The organism is Flagellimonas maritima (assembly GCF_003269425.1).
Taxonomy (GTDB): Bacteria; Bacteroidota; Bacteroidia; order Flavobacteriales; family Flavobacteriaceae; genus Flagellimonas; species Flagellimonas maritima.
Genome location: NZ_CP030104.1, coordinates 1930474 through 1948616 on the forward strand (window position 1 = coordinate 1930474; position 18143 = coordinate 1948616).

Sequence of the window (18143 nt, forward strand, 5' to 3'; positions counted from 1 at the left end):
AAAATAAGGAATGTAAAATAGTTTATTCCGTAAAGACCTCATAGTGCTTTACTTTTTCTTCAAACTCAAGTAGATAGTCTTTATCTTGTGGATAGTATTTTGCTATTTCATAATCATTGCCTGCAAAATTTTTGATCGCTTCAAGACTTGTCCAATATGTTATTAAATGAAAATGGGCAATACCTTCTTCTATTCTTCGCAAAAAAGAAAGTTTTACAAAACCTTCGGTGCTACTATAGTCGGGTATTGCCTTTAATTTCATGAAAGATGTATACGCTTCATAGTGTTCCGCTTTAGTTGTTCCGTGCCAAATCCTTGCAATCATGGGCCAATTATTTATTGTTGGTCTTTATATGACAATATTATAATTAAAGATTAGGATTTATGGGGATTCTTACTGGGAAAAAAATTAACACTACCTACTTTCTATACTTAGTTCATTTAATATATAATCAATAAATAGGTTTATGCATTGCTATAATTATATGCAGCAACAATATTTAGACATATCTAAAAATATGTTTTTATGAATAAAAACGTATTTTTGGAAAAACTAGTTGTGTGACACGTTCAGAGGAGAATTATATAAAAACAATTTTTCATTTGGGAGGGAATAATAGTGAATTGGTCGCTACCAACTCAATTGCGGAACAGATGAAAACTAAACCATCTTCTGTAACGGATATGGCCAAAAAACTGGCAGAAAAAAATTTGATAAACTACGTTCCGTACCAAGGGGTTTCCCTAACTAGTTTTGGAAAGAAGACCGCTCTCTCCATTATTAGAAAACATAGATTATGGGAGGTGTTTCTCGTTAAAAAGTTGGACTTTTCATGGGATGAAGTTCATGAAGTTGCAGAACAGTTGGAACACATTAAAAGTGAAAAATTAATAGACAAAATAGATGAGCTTTTAGAATTTCCAAAGTATGATCCCCATGGAGATCCCATTCCGAGCAAGGATGGAAAATTTATGGAAAGGGACAAACAATTACTCAGCGAGATGCCTTTGAACATAAAAGCTGTCTGTGTAGGTGTAAAAGATACATCGACTACTTTTTTAAAATTTTTGGACAAAAATAAAATTGCTCTGGGAAACACTATGACTGTGTTGGAAAAAGAGGATTTTGATGATTCCCTTCATATAAAAATGGAAGAAAAAGAGTTCCATATATCACATCAGATAGCATCCAATCTTTATGTAAAAAAGCACGACTAATGGAACAGGTGATTCAATATTTTGAGCGTATAGATCCTATTTTGGCGGCATTTTATGCTACACTATTTACTTGGGGGCTAACTGCTGCCGGTGCAGCATTGGTCTTTTTCTTTAAAGGAATGAACCGAGCTTTGTTGGATGGAATGCTTGGTTTTACCGGTGGCGTAATGGTTGCCGCAAGTTTTTGGAGTCTTTTGGCCCCAGGAATCGAGATGAGTGAAGGAGAGGGTTTTGTAAAAGTAATCCCAGCAGCTGTTGGCTTTTTATTGGGAGCTCTTTTCATTTTCGGATTGGATAAAGTGTTGCCTCATTTACACATTAATTTTAAAGAGAGCGAAGCCGAAGGAGTTAAAACACCTTGGCATAGGACAACCTTACTGACCTTGGCTATTACTTTGCACAACATTCCCGAGGGTTTGGCTGTTGGGGTACTTTTTGGGGGTGTAGCGGCAGGTTTTGATGGCGCAACCATTGGTGGTGCTGTAGCTTTGGCACTAGGGATAGGTCTTCAAAATTTCCCAGAAGGTTTTGCTGTGGCAATGCCCTTGCGAAGGCAGGGATTGAGCAGAACAAAAAGCTTTATGTTTGGTCAGGCCTCTGCAATGGTAGAGCCCATTGCGGCAGTTTTGGGAGCTTGGGCAGTTCTTACTTTTGAACCGATCTTGCCCTATGCGCTATCTTTTGCTGCGGGAGCAATGATTTTTGTAGTGGTAGAGGAAGTAATTCCAGAAACTCAAAGAGATAAATATACTGACATTGCCACAATGGGTTTCATTGGTGGATTCATCATAATGATGATTTTGGATGTAGGGTTGGGGTAAAATCATCTTATTCCAATATATATTTCATAAATCTTTAAGACCAATACTTTATCCATTTAAGCACCAATGCCCGCCTGCATTTTTGTAAGTTCGCAGTACTGACCAATATAGCTTTATGTTTTCCAAATCGCAGCTTTTGTTAGGAACTCTGCTTAGTATGTTTTTTTTGGGTGTACAATCGCAAGAAATTCCTAATTCCGAAATCACATCCCTTATACAAAATTTTAAGAAAGACCTCCGTGGACCATACCATAGAATACGATGGTTTTGTAAGGATGGGAGTATCAGGGAGCCTCGCGACCCATGTCCAGATAGTATTGGTGGTGGAATACAGCATGCAAGCTATAAACCTATAGTTAAAGAATTGGCTGAAAAGAACCGTGTCTACCTTGGTGAGATTTTGGCACATACCGATAAGGATAAATTTTGGGATGCCTACAATGCAAACGACCGATTAAAACAATATCAACTGGGCCGTTATTTGGCCAGTGTTGATGATGGGTGGATTCTTAGAAAAGCCCAATACTATCGCGGAGCTGTACAATCTGAGGATGAAGAAGCTTGGGGCGTTGCATTCTATAAAAAATTATTGAAGAATGATGACAATATCAAGGAGTTTTATTATTTGATTCGCCAATCATTACGAGATATACCACATGATGGTGATACCAACCTGGCGCAGGATATGCGGAGCCAAAGTAAAATTTTGGCGGAAGACTTTCCAAAGTTTATGGACGCTAGAATTAAGATTCATGGCAAGCCAAGTGTGGGTGATATTGAAATGGTAAAATCCTTTTTGAAAAAATATCAATATGAACTAACGGGAGAACAAAAGAAGACCGCACTGGAGTTGATACAAACACTTGAAGATTTTCATGCTCCTATAGATTTCACAAAACTTAAGGTGCAAGTGTTGGAAATGAAGGGCGATGCTATTTTTAAAGATGAATTGTACACCTCTTTGGAAATCATGGAAAAACTTCAGGAGCCTAAAAATATCATTCCACAAATAGCGGACATACTCTGTAACATTCGCGAAAAAATCTCTGAAGTAAAGAGCAGTACAAATCGGTTGCTTTTATTGGACATGAGTGTGGAGCTAGAGGATATTCTACTCAAAAAAAGTCAAGATTGGAAACCTAACACTTTAAAGGGACTATTGGAAAAAATCTATACCCTTTCCTTGGCGAGCATGGGCACGGGACTTATAGAACTAGAAGAATGGCAAGCCTTGAAAGGAAGGTTACTGCTTCCCGATAATATTTCTAACTTGACCATTGCGGAGCTAAAGGACTATTTGGTTGCAGCGCGCAGTGTGGTAGAATGGAATGCAGGAATGGTAAAAGCCGTTTATGCGAACGTAGTCAATGACTATATCAAATTTGAACCATTGGCCTATGGATTTATAGATGATCGCATACGTTCTTCAGTGAGCTTGGCGCTGGGCGAAAGTGTGAGCGAATTGGGCAATTTCCTGGCGCAGGAATCATCCTTGACCAATAAAGTAATGAACATTAATGGCCAATCTGCGATTCGGGGACTTAATCCTGGTTATGCCAAGGGAGAATTAGTGGTGGTAGAGGGCAATCCAGAGGAAGTAACCGTTCAGAACGATAAAATTTATATATTTCAAAAACCTCCATCAGATTTAAAGCCCGTAGCAGGAATTATGACCGTTTCTGAAGGAAACCTTGTTTCCCATGTGCAACTTTTGGCTCGTAACCTAGGGATTCCAAATGCCGCGCTGTCATCGGATAACCTAAATGCATTGGCAAAATATAATGGCAAGGAAGTTTTTTATGCTGTGACCGCTTCGGGCAATGTTGTTCTAAAATTGAGTACTGCCATGAATTCCGAAGAGCATAGACTGTTTGCCAACAAACAAAGAAATACCAACAAGATTACGGTACCTACGGATAAAATTAAAATAGCGCTAAACGAAGTGCTGGACATGCGCAATGTAAGTGCATCGGACTCTGGAAAACTATGCGGACCCAAAGCAGCCAATCTTGGGCAGTTGAAGAAAATGTTTCCTGAGCAGGTAGTGGAAGGCCTTGTAATTCCGTTTGGGATTTTTAAGGATCACATGAACCAATCAATGCCAGGGACGAACAATTCGTACTGGGATTTTTTGAATATCACCTTTACCAAAGCGGAAACCATGCGAAATAGTGGGACAAAAGAAGAGGATGTAGAAGAATTTCAGTTGAAGCAATTGAAGGTTTTGGAAGATGCCATTAAAAAAATCGAATTACGTCCAGATTTCGTTAAAGAGCTACAGCAGAAATTTGGCTCCGTACTAGGTGGAACAATAGGCGAAGTTCCTGTTTTTTTAAGAAGCGACACCAACATGGAAGATTTAGAGGAATTTACGGGTGCCGGTCTTAATCTTACACTGTTCAATGTGCTTTCCGAAGAAAAAATTCTTCAAGGGATTAAGGATGTTTGGGCTTCTCCTTATACGGAAAGAAGTTTTAAATGGCGACAGCGCTACCTCCTGAATCCAGAAAATGTATACCCTTCAATTCTGATAATTCCAAGTGTAGACGTGGATTATTCAGGTGTAATGATAACCAAAGGAATCAATCTGGGAACGGACGATGATATCACGGTCGCTTTCAGTAGAGGTGCAGGAGGCGCCGTGGACGGACAATCTGCAGAAACACATTTGATAACAAATTATGGTCATACGCTGCTGTCACCATCAAGACAGCCCGATCATATTCGATTGCCTGAATCAGGTGGTGTAAAAAAGCACTATGAAACTTTTGATTCCCTTATTCTTAACGAGAAAAATATTGTCGACCTTAGAAATATGGCCAATGATATACGGAAGATACTGCCTGCACAAACGGCTTCAACCTATAAGGGGGCTTATGATGTAGAACTGGGATTCAAAAAAGACAAACTGTGGTTATTCCAAATAAGGCCCTTTGTTGAAAACACGAATGCCAAAACATCAGAATACTTGAAAAGCATTACCCCAAAAATAGATTTTGATAAAAAAATTGCATTGAACACATCAATTTAAACACATGAAAATAGCATATAAAATTATCCTGCCCATTGTTCTGATAGTCGTATTGGGTTTTTCCAAATACCCTATAGATGGGTATGAACGTACAGGTATTTCAAGGCTTTTGCCCATAGCTAAAATGCTGGCGGATAGTATAGATTATAACCGTATACCTGTAGGAGCATACAAAAGGGTAAGTGAAATCAAACTTAATCTTCTCGGAAGAAAAAATGACAGTTTGAGCACTTTATTACAGGAAGACGAGGAATTATCGGAAAAAATGAGACGTCTTTTTCCAGGGTCAGGATATTCGGCTACCGTCATGGATATCAGTAACCCGGATTCGTTGCGATATATGGGCTACAGGGAGAATGTAGGTTATCAACCAGGCAGCGTTGGAAAATTGGCGGTACTCGTAGCACTTTTTGACCAATTGGCAAAATTGTGTCCTGAAGATTTTGAGCAACGAATGGTAATTTTGAGGAATAGAAAGGTTGCATCTGATATTTGGGGAACTGGAGACCACCATACCGTTCCTGTTTATGATGCCAAAAAGGAAGACGTTACCCGAAGAAGAGTCGTTGCAAAAGATACTTTCTCACTTTTTGAATGGGCAGACCATATGGTTTCCGTAAGTAATAATGGTGCAGCCAGTGTAGTTTATAGAGAAGCTCTGCTCATGGCAGGATTGGGAGAAGATTATTTGACCCTTACCGAAGATGGAGCCAATAAGTTTTTTGAAGAAACCCCACGCGACTCCCTGACCGACCTTGCAAACGAAATCGTAAACGAACCTTTGCGCGTATTGGGTATAACAGAAGACGAATGGCGATTGGGTGGATTCTTTACCCGAGGTCCTGGAAAATATGTGGGCAGAAAAGGTGGTAGTATCGGCACTCCCGTAGGCCTTATGAAGTTTTTAGTGCAATTGGAACAGGGCAACGTAATTGATGAAGCCTCCAGTTTGGAAATGAAGCGTTTAATGTACTTAACAGATCGAAGGATACGATATGCACACTCAAGTAGGTTGGACAGTGCAGCGGTATATTTTAAATCAGGAAGTTTTTATAAATGCGACCGAAACAAAAATCCCAATTGTGGGGATTATGCAGGTAACGTGTTCAACTATATGAATTCTGTCATTATAGTGGAACACCCGGATGATGCCAAGTATATTGTTTGTCTTATGACCAACGTGCTTAATAAGAATTCTGCGGGAGCACACATGTATCTAGCATCGGCGATAGATGAAATTATGCACTGATAATTTCTTGCATATTTATCTCTAATTGACTTAAGGTCTTGATTGCTTTTTGCTGTATTTCAGGATTTTTATGTCGTTGCAATCGCTTTAACAAGGCAAAATATCTTTTATCCTTGGAGTGATAAATAATCTGTAAACAAGCCAGTTTTATACGTTTACCGCGATTTTTTATCAACATTTTGACGCATGCATACTCGCTCATTGTTATTTTCTTGGAAGAATCTGTATCGGTAGTTTCCAGCAATCGGTGTTCCAACAACGGGAGTATGGTATCCTTTAAGCGGCTGTGCAGTAAATTATCCAAAAATTCCATGGCATTGTTTGCCGTTTGTTCTTGATTACTAGTGATACCATAATATGCTACCTCCATATCGGCGAAATGGTATCTGAGGCTTAACATTTCAAAAATGCATTGCAGGCTTAGATTTAATTGTTCTTGTAGCAGTAAAAGTAAATCCTCGTAAGATTCATGTAAATTTGGATGCATTTTCCAATTATAATGTACATGTGAGATACTGTCAATGGCTTTGAGCGTATTGGAGTAGCTTTTGCTTTCCTTTAAGATATGCTGCGCAACAATTCCTTGCGGGAAGCTCAAATTTTCGTCGGCCTGTCTCATTTTTCGCAATCGTCTTGAAGCTTCCAGGCGGGTTCGTATATCTTTATTTTTTAAAAGCTGAATTAAGGTCCGAACAGAATTTTGGTTCTTGAAACTTCCTATAACTTTTGGTATGTAGGGTTTTATGGTATCTGCCAGTATTTCTTGTTTCTCCATACTATAAAGCGTCCTGGATATTTCATCTCCATACCTTTTAAGTGCTTTTATAGCTTGTTTTCGGTATGTTTTGTCTTCGAGAAGTTTTAAAAGAGGATGCACAAATTGAAAGTCAGCTGTAAGGCCAGCTGCCCTAATGGCATTCTTCTTTACTGGGCGTTTATCATTTTTTAGGTGGTTATTGATGAAAGAATAAAACTCCTTATTATTTCCGTATCCTATAGCAAGGAGTGCTGTTATTAATTGATGTTCATCAAAATTGATATCGTTAAAGGCGTTTGATTCCACGATCGATCTCAATCTATTATCAAAATCATACTTTTTACGGAGTTTATTGTTATTGCGCACCTCTTTTGCCAAACAAATAAGTGCTGCATTTGCAATTTGTTTATTTTCGTTATTCAGATAGGATTCAAAAGGTGCCTTATCCTCAATATGTGTATTTTCCAACAAATATTCCATGGCAGCAGCTGCCAGAGAAGGTTTTTTTGAGTAAATCAGATTTTGAACATTTTCAAATGCTGTGCCTTTATCATAAACATATAATTGTCTTATGGCATGGGTCTTGACTTCGTCCGATGGATGATTTAACAGTGCTAAAATATCTGATTTTATAGCTTTTAACTTAAACTCATCCAATTTTTTAAGAAGTAGAACAATTTCCTCTGCCGTTCCATTGTTCAATATATTTTTTGTGTTTCGTAGAGTTGCCGCCATATTCCTTCTTGCATAATATTTCCCGGATTGCACCAATGAAGTCTTCAAATTTTTACGGAACGATTCAAAATAGGCTTCACGTAATCGATAGATCAGAAAAATCCACACAAATAGAAAAAACAATATAATCACTGTTACATAAATGGTACTGACCTCCCATTTTTTAATGACAAAGAATAATAGTAGCCCTGCAATACCGGAAGCAATACTGTCCACCACTACATCAATATAAGATTTGGCCTGATTTTTAATTTGAAATGGAATGGGCATGATAGATAGCTCCAGTGCAGCTTTGTAAACGGATTGCTTAAAAGTGCCGTCAATTCCTTTCAACAAAATAAGCACCCATAATTCTGGAAAAGTTAAGAATAGGAGACATCCCAATGCTATTGCCAAGGGCATGAGAAGCAAGGTGGTAGCAACGCCCAACCTGTTCATGATTTTATTGGTCAACAGCAATTGAATGGAAAGCGCAATTACATTGAAGGTAGAGAACCAGAACCCAAAAAATGAAGCGAGCTCATCGGAATCAGAAAATACATTGTGTGCGAAGTCGCTAAATTGAAAATCTACCAACTTTGCCATAACAACACCAACAGCAACAATTCCTGCCAAATTGCCGAGATGTTTGGATTTTATGATCAACTTAAAAGCGGGAACACTGGTTTCCTTTTCGGAAAACATGCGCTGTTTTATGGTATAGACGCTTAAAGCCTTTATACGCCTGCTCCAAACCGCATTCAAAATTGGAATACAAAAGAAAAGGAGTAGTGCCGCGAAAGCTATCGTGATTTTGTTTCCATAGCTGGAAGCGATTACCGACGTGAAATACCCTCCTAAAATTCCACCACTTATGGCACCTGCTCCAATAAACCCGAACAATCGCTTTGCCTCCCTCGAATTAAAAACCATATTTGCCAAAATCCAAAACTGCGATGCCACCAGTACAGCAAAAAGGGAAACGCCTATATAATAGGCATATAAAGAAAAAACGTTAAGCCATGAAAAATGAAGCAATAAACTCAGTAGTAAAAAACAAAGACCAAAAAAAATAAGGGTTACATATATTATTGACTTTAATGAAAATCGTTTAATGGCTTTATTGTAAAAATAAAAACCCGTGATGGCCACCAATGCAGTCAACATATATGCCATAGGAAGATTTTCGGCTCCAAGCCCCGAAAGAAATAGGGCATTGACAGTTGGTTTTACTATGAGCAGAACCATGATGACCAAAAAAATGTAACATTGCATGAGCAATGAGATTGCAAGCTCCCCTTCCCTTATCTGAAATATCTTTTTTAAGGTTTTTCTAACCATGGCCGGTTTCTGTTTTATTGGAACAGTTTACAAAAGCCTTCTTTTCTTCATTACTTTTTCTAAGGGCCGTACTAATTTCCGGATGGTTTGTTCGCCAAAAGAGTCGTCCAGTAAAACTACCATTACGTATCTCCTTTGGGGTCCCCAAACCAAAACGGAATCTGAATGAAAATTTTTCCATGAACCTGATTTTCGGTATAGTTTTGCATTTGGGGCTATTTGATCTAATGTGTTTACAAATTTGTGGTGCAGTCCTGGGTCTACAAGAATGGAAAGCATTTGCTTTGACCGTTTGGTACTTATAAGGTTTCCCATGGCCAATTGATAATAAAAACTACAGACCTGTCTGGTAGTAGCGGCATGGCTCAGCCCTTTTAGAGGGTCGGGACTCTTTTTTCCTCCAGCGGCATATCTTTTTCCTACCCAGAGCCCACCTCCAACTTCCTCATCATAGAATTTGTGCTTTGGAGCCCTAAGTGTTTTTTCTATTTTGTCATAGCCCAAACGGTCTATCATTCTTGTAGAGGCCGCATTGTTTGATTTTCTGATCATGAGTCCAAGGTCCTTTCTCACCTCAGCACTCTCCTCAAGTTCTCCGTTCTCCATCGCATCCATCGCAGCAAGCAAAATGGCAATTTTAGGCAAACTGGCAGCATACATCATATGTTTGTCGTTTATGCCTGCGTATCTCAAACTTTTCGTATCGTGCATGTCCACGATTCCTACGGTCATTTTCTTGGATTCAATTAGTCTTTTCCAAGTAGGATTGGCACATAGTTCAGCTTTTAAAAGAGTTCTTAACGTATCGTCCTCAATTTCAATTAGTGGTTTTATCTCGGAGTTGGTTGATAAGGGAAGCTTTTGTTGACAAACTACAGTATATGGGATACTACAAAAAAAGAATATCAAAATTTTGATGGAAAGCTTCATATTGGTCATTAGGTTTTCAATTGGCTGGGTCTAAGAATCCAAAGACAGTGTATTGAAAGATACTAAAATACTGCCCCATTCGAATCATTACCCGCTCAATAACTATTATTTTTAGCTTGATGTATTTAAGCTTCGGGGCAAATATTATTCCAATTTATCCAGCAGAAGGCCATAATCATATTGTAAATCTTCGTGTAGGAGCATTATTTTTTTTTGGATGTATGCCAATTGTCTCTCATAGAGATTGTTCAAAGTAGTATTTTTTTGGATTGAAGGTTCGAAATCCTTGAGTTTTTGACAGAAATACAATAATAAATTTACTTCCGTTTCCTTGTTTCCCGAATAGCGGATATACTTTTTAAGGTTTCTTAGAATTTTTCTAATACTTTTTTTGATGTAGAAATAGCTATTGGTATTGATTTTGGAAAATAGTTCGTCGACTTCCAGCTTTACGGCTTCTACATAGCCCTCTTCATCACGTGCTTCGAACAAGAGATAGGTCAATAACTCTTTATTTTCTTTTTTAAATTTTGATAAGCGGAGACATAATTGCAACAACTCATCAGGATTTCTGTGTTGAAGTTCTTTTTTGATTTGGACAACTGTAGCTGGTTTCATGGTATAAAAATACTATTTAGAAGGTAGAGGATAATATGCCTCCGTCAAAACTGCCTTAATAGGCATTTTTGACAACTCCCAAAAAGGGAGGAATTTTTATAATAGTTTAATAATCAAAGGCTACCCTCTTTTAAAAAGAGGGGAATGAATTCCGACGCGAGTAGGAAGAAAGAGGAGATTGCTTACTCTAGAAGGAAGATATTACCCCTTAAAATAGCTCTTGATTTCTTCAAGTACTGATGGCAAGCATTCAAAAACCATTTTATTTTCAAAACGGATTACATTAAACCCTAAACTTTCCAGATATTCTGTACGTTTTGCATCATATTCTTGGGCGGTCAGGTTAAAATGTACCTGTCCATCCAATTCAATGATCAATTTTTCCGAGGCACAATAAAAATCCACGATATAGTAATTAATGCTGTGTTGTCGATTAAAACGCTTTCCGTTGAGTTTTTTAGCTTTTAGATACCTCCAAAGAAAAGCTTCTGCAGGGGTCATGTTCTTTCTGAATTCCTTGCGCTTTTGAATTAATTCCTTCTTATTGTGGATTCTTTTCATTTGGGCTAAAACTAAAGAATTATTTATAATCAAGCTCCCTATTTTTTTTCAAAGAGGCGAATGAATTTTGATGTGAAGAGAGATTTTCTTTTGAGTTTAGAGGTTTAATCCCTCCGTCCATATCGCCTAAAAGGCGATATGGACACCTCCCTTTCAAGAGGGAGGAACTTTTTGACCAGTTAATAACTAAGGTTCCCCTCTTTGAAAAAAGAGGGGAATGAATTCCGACGCGAGGAGGAAGAAAGGGGATGTTTTTTAATCAACTCCTCAAATAGGAAGCACCATTTACATCGATTATGGTTCCCGAGGCGTACTCCGCACCTTCCGAAGCTAAAAACACTATGGCGTGAGCAACTTCTTTGGGTTGTGCCATACGTTGAAAAGGGGATTCCCTGAGCAGGTTTTCGCGTTCTGCTGGGGTCAAGGTGACAACGGCCATTTCAGTTTCTGTAAAGCCTGGAGCAACAACCCCTATATAGATTTTATGTGGAGCCAATGCTTTTGCCAGTGACTGGCTCATAGAGTTTAACGCTGCTTTACTGGCCCCGTATGCCGGTTTAGTGGGCTCGCCCCTAAAAGCTCCTCTAGAAGACACATTTACAATACGACCGCCTCCTGTTTTCACCATGGCCATGGCACCCCAATAACACAGATTCGATACAGCAAAAAGATTGGTCTTGAAGGTGTTTTCCCAAGCGGACGTCCAATGCTCAAAATCGACCTCATCTATTTTATGAAAAATGGAAATTCCCGCATTATTCACCAACACGTCCAATTTTCCGTAATGGGAAATAAAGTCATTGACGAGTTTTTCGGGACCGCCATCTTCTGAAATATCCTGTTGAAACAGGGTGTGGTCTTTGCCTGGCAACTCTTCCAATGTTCGTTTTGCATTTTCGGTATTTGTCCTGTAATTAATGCCGATTTTTGCTCCTTTTTCGGCAAAAGCAATTGCCGTAGCCTTTCCAATGCCTCTCGAAGCACCAGTTATCAAAACATTCTTGTTATTAAAATCCATAGATTTAATGGTTGTTCTACATTGATTAATCAATCAAGATCGATAGTTCTTTCTCTATTTTCTGTTTTACGGAATTGGCCCGTTCTTTTATCAATTGCCATCTCAAAATCTGTTCCTTGTTACTGCCAAATTTTAAAAGTACCATTTTCCAAAAATCCTTATTCTCCTTAAGTGCTCCAAAATCTAGACTTTTCAAACTGGCGATATTTTGAATATCTAATCCTAAGGTCAAAAATCCGTCCGGGTTCATAAACAGGGTTTCTACAAAAATCGGTGTTATCAATTCGTCTGTCATTTGACGCGTGGTGCCGTCATTGCCACTTTCATTGGCATTGCGGTAATAGTCAAAGATATCTTGTCGCAATTGTCCGTTTTGGATGTAGCTCATTTTCCCCGAGGAAACCGCTTCATCAAATATGCCACTATTGCTTTTAAAATAATTATCAAAAACGAATTCAAACGACTTTGAGATAAAAGAGGATTCATTGATTCCCTTTGGGTTTTCCAACAAATCGATGATACTGTACAGCCTATCAAGTCGCTGATTTGTCAGTTCCACGTTATTATCAATTTGACGGATATCTAAATCAATCTCGTTTGCCAAATTGCCAAGCAATATAAGTTCCTGTTCTCGCTCTTTCTTAAACTCACTTCTATTATTGATTTGTAAGGCAATAAGAATACCGATTACAACTAGAACAATTTCACCAACAGCATAAAGAAGATACTTTGAGAACTTATTCTCCAAGAGTGTTTTTTGGCGTGAGCGACGAAAGAATTTTATCATGGGCCTGGCTATTGGCATAAAAATAAGAAGTTAGCGTTTAGGTTCGACATATAATAGCGATGTTGTTAAACTCTATTCTTTCCATTACCTTTAAAAATCACAAAATAGCCTAGCATGCGTACTTTTTTTCTTCTATTCGTATTCCTTACTTCAATTCAATTTTCAACTGGCCAAAAAAAGCATTTCTCTTATCTGGATGTCTTTGATTTGCAATATGTGTCCGACCCTCAGATTTCACCCAATGGCGAATGGGTCGTGTACCGAAGAATGGGCTTTGATATCATGAAGGATAGGGCCGTGGGAAACCTATGGCTCATAAAAACTGACGGAAGCCAACACCAAAAAATGACGACAAGAGAAGTTGCTGAATCCAATGCAAAATGGTCGCCTAGCGGAGATAGGATTGTATTCACCAGTAATACGGATGAAGGCTCGGAAATCTATATGTATTGGGTAGCCTCTGGCAAGATTGCCAAATTGACCCAACTGCCTTTTAGTCCCAGTTCTTTGACATGGTCACTGAACGGAAAGCAATTGGCTTTTTCCATGAACGTTCCCAAAACGTCACCTGTAATTGCCAAGATTCCCAAAAAACCAAAAGGAGCGAAATGGGCAGATGCCCCTCGAATTACGGATAGGGTCTATCACGAAGCAGATGGGCGTGGGTATATACAACCTGGGTTCAACCATATTTTTGTTATGCCGTCCAACGGAGGAGCCGCACGGCAGGTTACCTCTGGGGATTGGCATCATAGGGGAACACTTTCTTGGGCGCCCAACAGTTCTAAAATCTACTTCTCGGGGAATCGAGTAGAAGACTGGGAATACCGTTTCCGCAATAGTGAAATATACTCGGTCGATGTGGAAGATGGTACAATAGTCGCTTTGACCGATAGGGATGGACCGGATAGTGCTCCCGCAATATCTCCAGATGGAAAACATATCGCCTACATCAGCTATGGGGATAAACGCCAAGCCTATCAAACCCGAAAATTGCACCTTATGAATAGTGACGGGAGCAATAAGCGAAGCATTACGGATAATTTGGACAGAAGTGTTTCTGGATTGGTTTGGGATGCCAAGAGCAATGGACTTTATTTTAATTATGACGATAAGGGAAATGGAAAGGTTGGCTATGTAAGTACTTCTGGAAACGTCACCAAGCTTGCCGACAATAGGGGTGGGACTACCTTGGGAAGGCCTTACGGTAGCGGTTCGTACAGTGTTTCCAAAGGAGGGACTATCGCTTATACCCATTCACGGCCCAATTACCCCGCAGAATTGGCAATCGTAAGTCCGAAGGCAAAAAACCCTAAAAAAATCACTGATTTAAACATCGGGCTACTGAATTATAGAGCTTTAGGACAGGTAGAAGAAGTCTGGTACAAATCGTCTTATGACGGTAGGGATGTTCAAGGATGGGTGGTCTATCCCCCCAACTATGATGCATCCAAAAAATATCCATTTATGGTAGAAAATCATGGAGGACCTATTCTCAATTATGGGGATCGTTTTTCCATAGAAATGCAGCTCTATGCATCAGAAGGCTATGTGGTCTTTTATCCGAACGCTCGGGGAAGTACCAGTTACGGGGAGGAGTTTGCAAACTTATTGTACCGTAACTACCCAGGACAGGATTACGATGACACTATGGATGGGGTAGATCATTGTATAAAAATGGGAATAGCCCACGAAGACCAATTGTTTGTAACGGGAGGGAGCGCTGGTGGAATCATGTCCGCATGGATGATAGGAAAGAACAACAGATTCGAAGCTGCAGTTGTGGCCAAACCAGTCATGAATTGGATCAGCAAGACCTTGGTTGCGGATAATTATTTTGGCTATGCCAATTCAAGATATGAAGGCCAGCCTTGGGAAAACTTTGAGCACTATTGGAAATTTTCACCCCTTTCGCTCGTTGGTAACATAGAGACCCCAACCATGGTGATGGTCGGGATGAACGATTTGCGAACTCCACCAAGTGAGGCCAAACAATTGTACCATGCTTTAAAACTTCGTAAAATTGAAACTGTATTGGTGGAGATTCCAGGGGCAAGCCATGGAATTGCCAGCAAACCCAGTAATCTAATTACCAAGATAGCACATACGGTCGCTTGGTTCGATAAGTTTAGAACAGTAAATAAAAATGAGTAGAAAGAAACGGCATTGGTTATGGAACATATTAATTGTGTTGACACTCATTGCCTGTGTTTTTGCTTTTATCCTGCACTATAAAAATTGGCATAAAGTAGAAGAGGGACGGCTAAAAATTCTTTCGGGAATTTATTACCAAAACATTCCATTAACCGAAATGGATTCTATACAATGGGTAGATAAAATACCTGAATTGGAACGGTCGAACGGTTTTTCTTGGATGGAAAAAGAGAAAGGTGTTTTTAAAGACTCGTTGACCCAGACCAAAGTATATGTTTTTGTAGATGATCTAAGGCAGCAAAAAATTCGATTGGTGCACAATGATTCGCTCAAGATGTTCATCAATTTTAAAGATAGCCTCCAAACACAGAGCCTTTTTAATTTTATTGATGCGGGACTACAAGAGAAGTTGGAAAAGATTAAATAAATCCGTTGCGCATTATGAAACCCGGAAATCTCAATCTGGTGTCATGTTGAACTCGTTTCAACATCCTATACTCTAATTTTAAAACTGATTCCGAGGATGGGGCACCGAAACAAGTTCAGGGTGACGACAACAATGTGCTGTTTCAACATGTAAACCTCCAAATTTTGGGGCTGAAAGGCAAAATAATGTGAGTTCAATATAAAATAGTAACGAAATATATACGAAAGCCATTAAATATGTTAGCAGTCATTTCGAGCACAGTCGAGAAATTCTCATGATTTAATCTTTCAAGCTGGTCTCGACCTTGGTTTATCTTGAGCCAAGTCGAAAGGCTCGACCTAACATACTTTTATAAGGTATTGAAAATATGTATGAAAATACGATTCTTACGTCGAACTCACGTTAAAATAGCAAAAAGCACTACGGGTTAAATCATCTTTGGTATTGTATTTGCTACATCCAGTATAATTTTATTGCATATTTTTAATTATGAAAAGCCTACTGTTATCTTTGTTTTTAATCCCAACGATAGTAATGTCTCAACACACGCTCACGGTCAATGTTACCAATGTCCCTTCAGAAAAGGGAAACATCAATGTTGCGGTTTATAATTCCGATGCAACGTTCTTAAGCTTTGACGATGTTTTCAAAGCAGACAGTGAACCTGCCAAAAGGGGAACAGTGATTGTCAAAATTGACGGAATACCTTCTGGGGAGTATGCCATTGCACTGTACCACGATGAGAACGGGAACGGGAAAATGGATACGAACTGGTTGGGCATTCCCAAAGAAAAAGTTGCCTTTTCCAATGCCAAGATGAAAACTTTCGGTCCTCCAAAATATGAGGAATGTGCCTTTGAGGTAAAATCGGATTTTGAGATTGAGATTGATCTTTGATTTTTTAAAATTCCAGATACGAGTTTGATCAATCTTTACAAATTATAAACAGTAGTTTAAAAAAAGTCAGTTATCGACTTGCGATTTAAAGTAATTTTTTCATTATCAATGCCTTCATCATTACGAACTTGTTTCGGAATCCCATCCTAGTAAGCGCTACTCGTATGCGAACCTAAAACGGGTTTAGGTTGACGAAAGTTATGTTTTTTACTTCTGACTTCTGACTTCTGACTTCCGACTTCCGACTTCCGACTTCTGACTTCTGACTTCCGACTTCCGACCTCCAACCTCCAACTTCTCAATTCTAATTTCAGAAAATCAAATACTTTTGTAAGAAACAAGCTTTTTTTATGGAAACCATTTTAATGGCCCAAGTTATGGGTGCACTTTACGGGCTTTTAGCTGTAATCTTTGGAGCTTTTGGCGCGCACGCCCTAAAGAAAAAATTCACTCCGGAACTGCTCCGTAGTTTTGAAACCGGGGTGAAATACCAGATGTACCACTCTATTTTACTTATTGTTTTGAGTTTTAACCTTGGTTTTGGAAGTAATTTGGATACCTATATTGTGTATTGCTTCGTTATAGGGATCCTATTGTTTTCCTTTAGTATCTATGGGTTATGTCTAACTACGGCCAACGGGAAAAAACTTCGTTTTCTTGGACCCGTTACCCCATTGGGCGGTTTATTGTTAGTGATTGGTTGGGCCTTATTGCTATATTCTTTTATCGCTCCAATACTATAACCGACATGGTTTCGAATTGGGAAAATCCATGCACGGTCTCTTTGGGTAGAGTCGGAGAAGCCTTCATGATTTAAGCTTTCTCGACCGCATCTGTCTGGCGACAATGATATAATCTATTGGAAATTACTATTAAATAATTTTAAAGCCTAAGATACATGTTCCCGTTTACGGTATCTAACTGTAAACTATTTGTACCATTCCCAATGCTTCCCCTAATTTTCTGCCCAACATGGCGGTCGGTCACTTCTAATTCCAGTTCTTTATCTGCATAAATTGACCCATGAACCGTTTTCGCACTAAGTGTAGTATCTGTGAGGGTTACATCTATCTCTCCGTTGATGGTTTTTAAATCTAGGTCACCCTTATATTTTTTGATATCGATAGTACCATTGATCAAATCGGCGGTAAAATTCCCTTCAATGATTTCTGCCTTTAAGTCCCCATTAATACTGCTCACGGAGAAATTTGCATTTTTGGGCACGCACAGGGTATAATCAAACTGGTACATTTGATTTGTAAAATAATAACGCTTTTTCCCATTTGGCCTGTTTTTATCACGTTCCTCTTGGAGCGCCTTAAAAATTGCCTTTGTATCTGAAGTAATGGTAATGGAGTTAGGACTTTCCTTTACATCGAGTTTGTACAGGTCGAGGTATTTTTCGTCCTCGGTCATAAGCTCCGCCTTAAAATACACGGTTGATTTGTCCCAGGTCTTCACTTCAATGTCCGAAGCGAATTTTACCTCTACGGCTATAGCCTGATTTGTATAAGCTATATTTTTTTCGATGACTCTTTGGGCATTTAGCGATACGCCCATAAGACCCACCATTAGAATTGCGGCTATGTATTTCATGATATTCGTTTTTTGATAGTATTG

The 18143-nt window shown here is 39.0% G+C and carries 16 protein-coding genes; 8 read left to right on the forward strand and 8 right to left on the reverse strand.

Translation table 11 applies throughout. The features are described 5' to 3' along the window. Positions 1-22 precede the first annotated feature (22 nt). Positions 23-325 (reverse strand): antibiotic biosynthesis monooxygenase family protein, encoded by a 303-nt coding sequence (locus HME9304_RS08565; protein WP_112378194.1) that lies wholly within the window; start codon positions 323-325, stop codon positions 23-25. Between the two features lie 236 nt (positions 326-561). Between HME9304_RS08565 and HME9304_RS08570 the strand changes: the two genes are divergently transcribed. From HME9304_RS08570 to HME9304_RS08585, 4 genes are all read left to right on the forward strand, one after another. Further along, positions 562-1218 carry a metal-dependent transcriptional regulator gene (locus HME9304_RS08570; RefSeq protein WP_112378195.1) on the forward strand — a complete coding sequence of 219 codons (657 nt, stop codon included), beginning with the start codon at positions 562-564 and terminating at the stop codon, positions 1216-1218. After that, positions 1218-2039 (forward strand): ZIP family metal transporter, encoded by an 822-nt coding sequence (locus HME9304_RS08575; RefSeq protein ID WP_112378196.1) that lies wholly within the window; start codon positions 1218-1220, stop codon positions 2037-2039. Before HME9304_RS08570 ends, HME9304_RS08575 begins: the two co-directional genes overlap by 1 nt. Before the next feature lie 136 nt (positions 2040-2175). Next, a complete protein-coding gene (locus HME9304_RS08580) occupies positions 2176-5070 on the forward strand; it encodes a PEP/pyruvate-binding domain-containing protein (protein ID WP_313789968.1) in 2895 nt (964 codons plus the stop codon). Positions 5071-5074: 4 nt separating this feature from the next. Continuing rightward, positions 5075-6319 carry a serine hydrolase gene (locus tag HME9304_RS08585; protein WP_112378198.1) on the forward strand — a complete coding sequence of 415 codons (1245 nt, stop codon included), beginning with the start codon at positions 5075-5077 and terminating at the stop codon, positions 6317-6319. On the opposite strand, the gene HME9304_RS08590 is transcribed toward HME9304_RS08585, so the two are convergent. From HME9304_RS08590 to HME9304_RS08615, 6 genes are all read right to left on the reverse strand, one after another. Then, the gene (locus tag HME9304_RS08590; protein WP_112378199.1) at positions 6309-9131 is read right to left on the reverse strand and encodes an Npt1/Npt2 family nucleotide transporter; all 2823 of its coding nucleotides are present in this window, start codon (positions 9129-9131) and stop codon (positions 6309-6311) included. The genes HME9304_RS08585 and HME9304_RS08590 overlap by 11 nt on opposite strands. Positions 9132-9158: 27 nt before the next feature. Next, entirely contained in the window at positions 9159-10070 is a 912-nt protein-coding gene (locus HME9304_RS08595; RefSeq protein ID WP_313789969.1) for a serine hydrolase, read from the reverse strand. Positions 10071-10205: 135 nt separating this feature from the next. After that, positions 10206-10679 carry a hypothetical protein gene (locus tag HME9304_RS08600; protein WP_112378200.1) on the reverse strand — a complete coding sequence of 158 codons (474 nt, stop codon included), beginning with the start codon at positions 10677-10679 and terminating at the stop codon, positions 10206-10208. Positions 10680-10880: 201 nt separating this feature from the next. Further along, entirely contained in the window at positions 10881-11240 is a 360-nt protein-coding gene (locus tag HME9304_RS08605) for an endonuclease domain-containing protein (protein ID WP_112379774.1), read from the reverse strand. A gap of 259 nt (positions 11241-11499) precedes the next feature. Next, positions 11500-12258, reverse strand: coding sequence for an SDR family NAD(P)-dependent oxidoreductase (locus HME9304_RS08610; RefSeq protein WP_112378201.1), 759 nt, complete (start codon positions 12256-12258; stop codon positions 11500-11502). 25 nt (positions 12259-12283) lie between these two features. Further along, positions 12284-13045: a DUF6090 family protein gene (locus tag HME9304_RS08615; protein ID WP_112378202.1), complete on the reverse strand. Its 762-nt coding sequence runs from the start codon at positions 13043-13045 to the stop codon at positions 12284-12286. 114 nt (positions 13046-13159) lie between these two features. Here HME9304_RS08615 and HME9304_RS08620 point away from each other — a divergent pair, with 114 nt between their 5' ends. The 4 genes from HME9304_RS08620 (at position 13160) to HME9304_RS08640 (ending at position 17266) form a co-directional block, all read left to right on the forward strand. After that, positions 13160-15199 carry a S9 family peptidase gene (locus HME9304_RS08620; protein WP_112378203.1) on the forward strand — a complete coding sequence of 680 codons (2040 nt, stop codon included), beginning with the start codon at positions 13160-13162 and terminating at the stop codon, positions 15197-15199. Next, positions 15192-15626 carry a hypothetical protein gene (locus HME9304_RS08625; RefSeq protein ID WP_112378204.1) on the forward strand — a complete coding sequence of 145 codons (435 nt, stop codon included), beginning with the start codon at positions 15192-15194 and terminating at the stop codon, positions 15624-15626. Before HME9304_RS08620 ends, HME9304_RS08625 begins: the two co-directional genes overlap by 8 nt. Positions 15627-16160: 534 nt before the next feature. Continuing rightward, on the forward strand, positions 16161-16523 hold the full coding sequence (locus HME9304_RS08630; protein ID WP_239023217.1) for a DUF2141 domain-containing protein: 363 nt from the start codon (positions 16161-16163) through the stop codon (positions 16521-16523). A gap of 350 nt (positions 16524-16873) precedes the next feature. After that, positions 16874-17266, forward strand: coding sequence for a DUF423 domain-containing protein (locus tag HME9304_RS08640; RefSeq protein WP_112378207.1), 393 nt, complete (start codon positions 16874-16876; stop codon positions 17264-17266). 139 nt (positions 17267-17405) lie between these two features. Here HME9304_RS08640 and HME9304_RS08645 read toward each other — a convergent pair whose 3' ends face one another. Then, positions 17406-18119 carry a DUF4097 family beta strand repeat-containing protein gene (locus tag HME9304_RS08645; RefSeq protein ID WP_112378208.1) on the reverse strand — a complete coding sequence of 238 codons (714 nt, stop codon included), beginning with the start codon at positions 18117-18119 and terminating at the stop codon, positions 17406-17408. Positions 18120-18143: the final 24 nt, after the last annotated feature.

Excerpts from the sequence above, each read along its gene's own strand:
- HME9304_RS08595 (WP_313789969.1), bottom strand. The coding sequence starts at position 10,070 with ATGACCAATATGAAGCTTTCCATCAAAATTTTGATATTCTTTTTTTGT.
- HME9304_RS08640 (WP_112378207.1), top strand. The coding sequence starts at position 16,874 with ATGGAAACCATTTTAATGGCCCAAGTTATGGGTGCACTTTACGGGCTT.
- HME9304_RS08600 (WP_112378200.1), bottom strand. The coding sequence starts at position 10,679 with ATGAAACCAGCTACAGTTGTCCAAATCAAAAAAGAACTTCAACACAGA.
- HME9304_RS08585 (WP_112378198.1), top strand. The coding sequence starts at position 5,075 with ATGAAAATAGCATATAAAATTATCCTGCCCATTGTTCTGATAGTCGTA.
- HME9304_RS08645 (WP_112378208.1), bottom strand. The coding sequence starts at position 18,119 with ATGAAATACATAGCCGCAATTCTAATGGTGGGTCTTATGGGCGTATCG.
- HME9304_RS08630 (WP_239023217.1), top strand. The coding sequence starts at position 16,161 with ATGTCTCAACACACGCTCACGGTCAATGTTACCAATGTCCCTTCAGAA.
- HME9304_RS08575 (WP_112378196.1), top strand. The coding sequence starts at position 1,218 with ATGGAACAGGTGATTCAATATTTTGAGCGTATAGATCCTATTTTGGCG.
- HME9304_RS08565 (WP_112378194.1), bottom strand. The coding sequence starts at position 325 with ATGATTGCAAGGATTTGGCACGGAACAACTAAAGCGGAACACTATGAA.
- HME9304_RS08615 (WP_112378202.1), bottom strand. The coding sequence starts at position 13,045 with ATGATAAAATTCTTTCGTCGCTCACGCCAAAAAACACTCTTGGAGAAT.
- HME9304_RS08610 (WP_112378201.1), bottom strand. The coding sequence starts at position 12,258 with ATGGATTTTAATAACAAGAATGTTTTGATAACTGGTGCTTCGAGAGGC.
- HME9304_RS08625 (WP_112378204.1), top strand. The coding sequence starts at position 15,192 with ATGAGTAGAAAGAAACGGCATTGGTTATGGAACATATTAATTGTGTTG.
- HME9304_RS08620 (WP_112378203.1), top strand. The coding sequence starts at position 13,160 with ATGCGTACTTTTTTTCTTCTATTCGTATTCCTTACTTCAATTCAATTT.
- HME9304_RS08590 (WP_112378199.1), bottom strand. The coding sequence starts at position 9,131 with ATGGTTAGAAAAACCTTAAAAAAGATATTTCAGATAAGGGAAGGGGAG.
- HME9304_RS08605 (WP_112379774.1), bottom strand. The coding sequence starts at position 11,240 with ATGAAAAGAATCCACAATAAGAAGGAATTAATTCAAAAGCGCAAGGAA.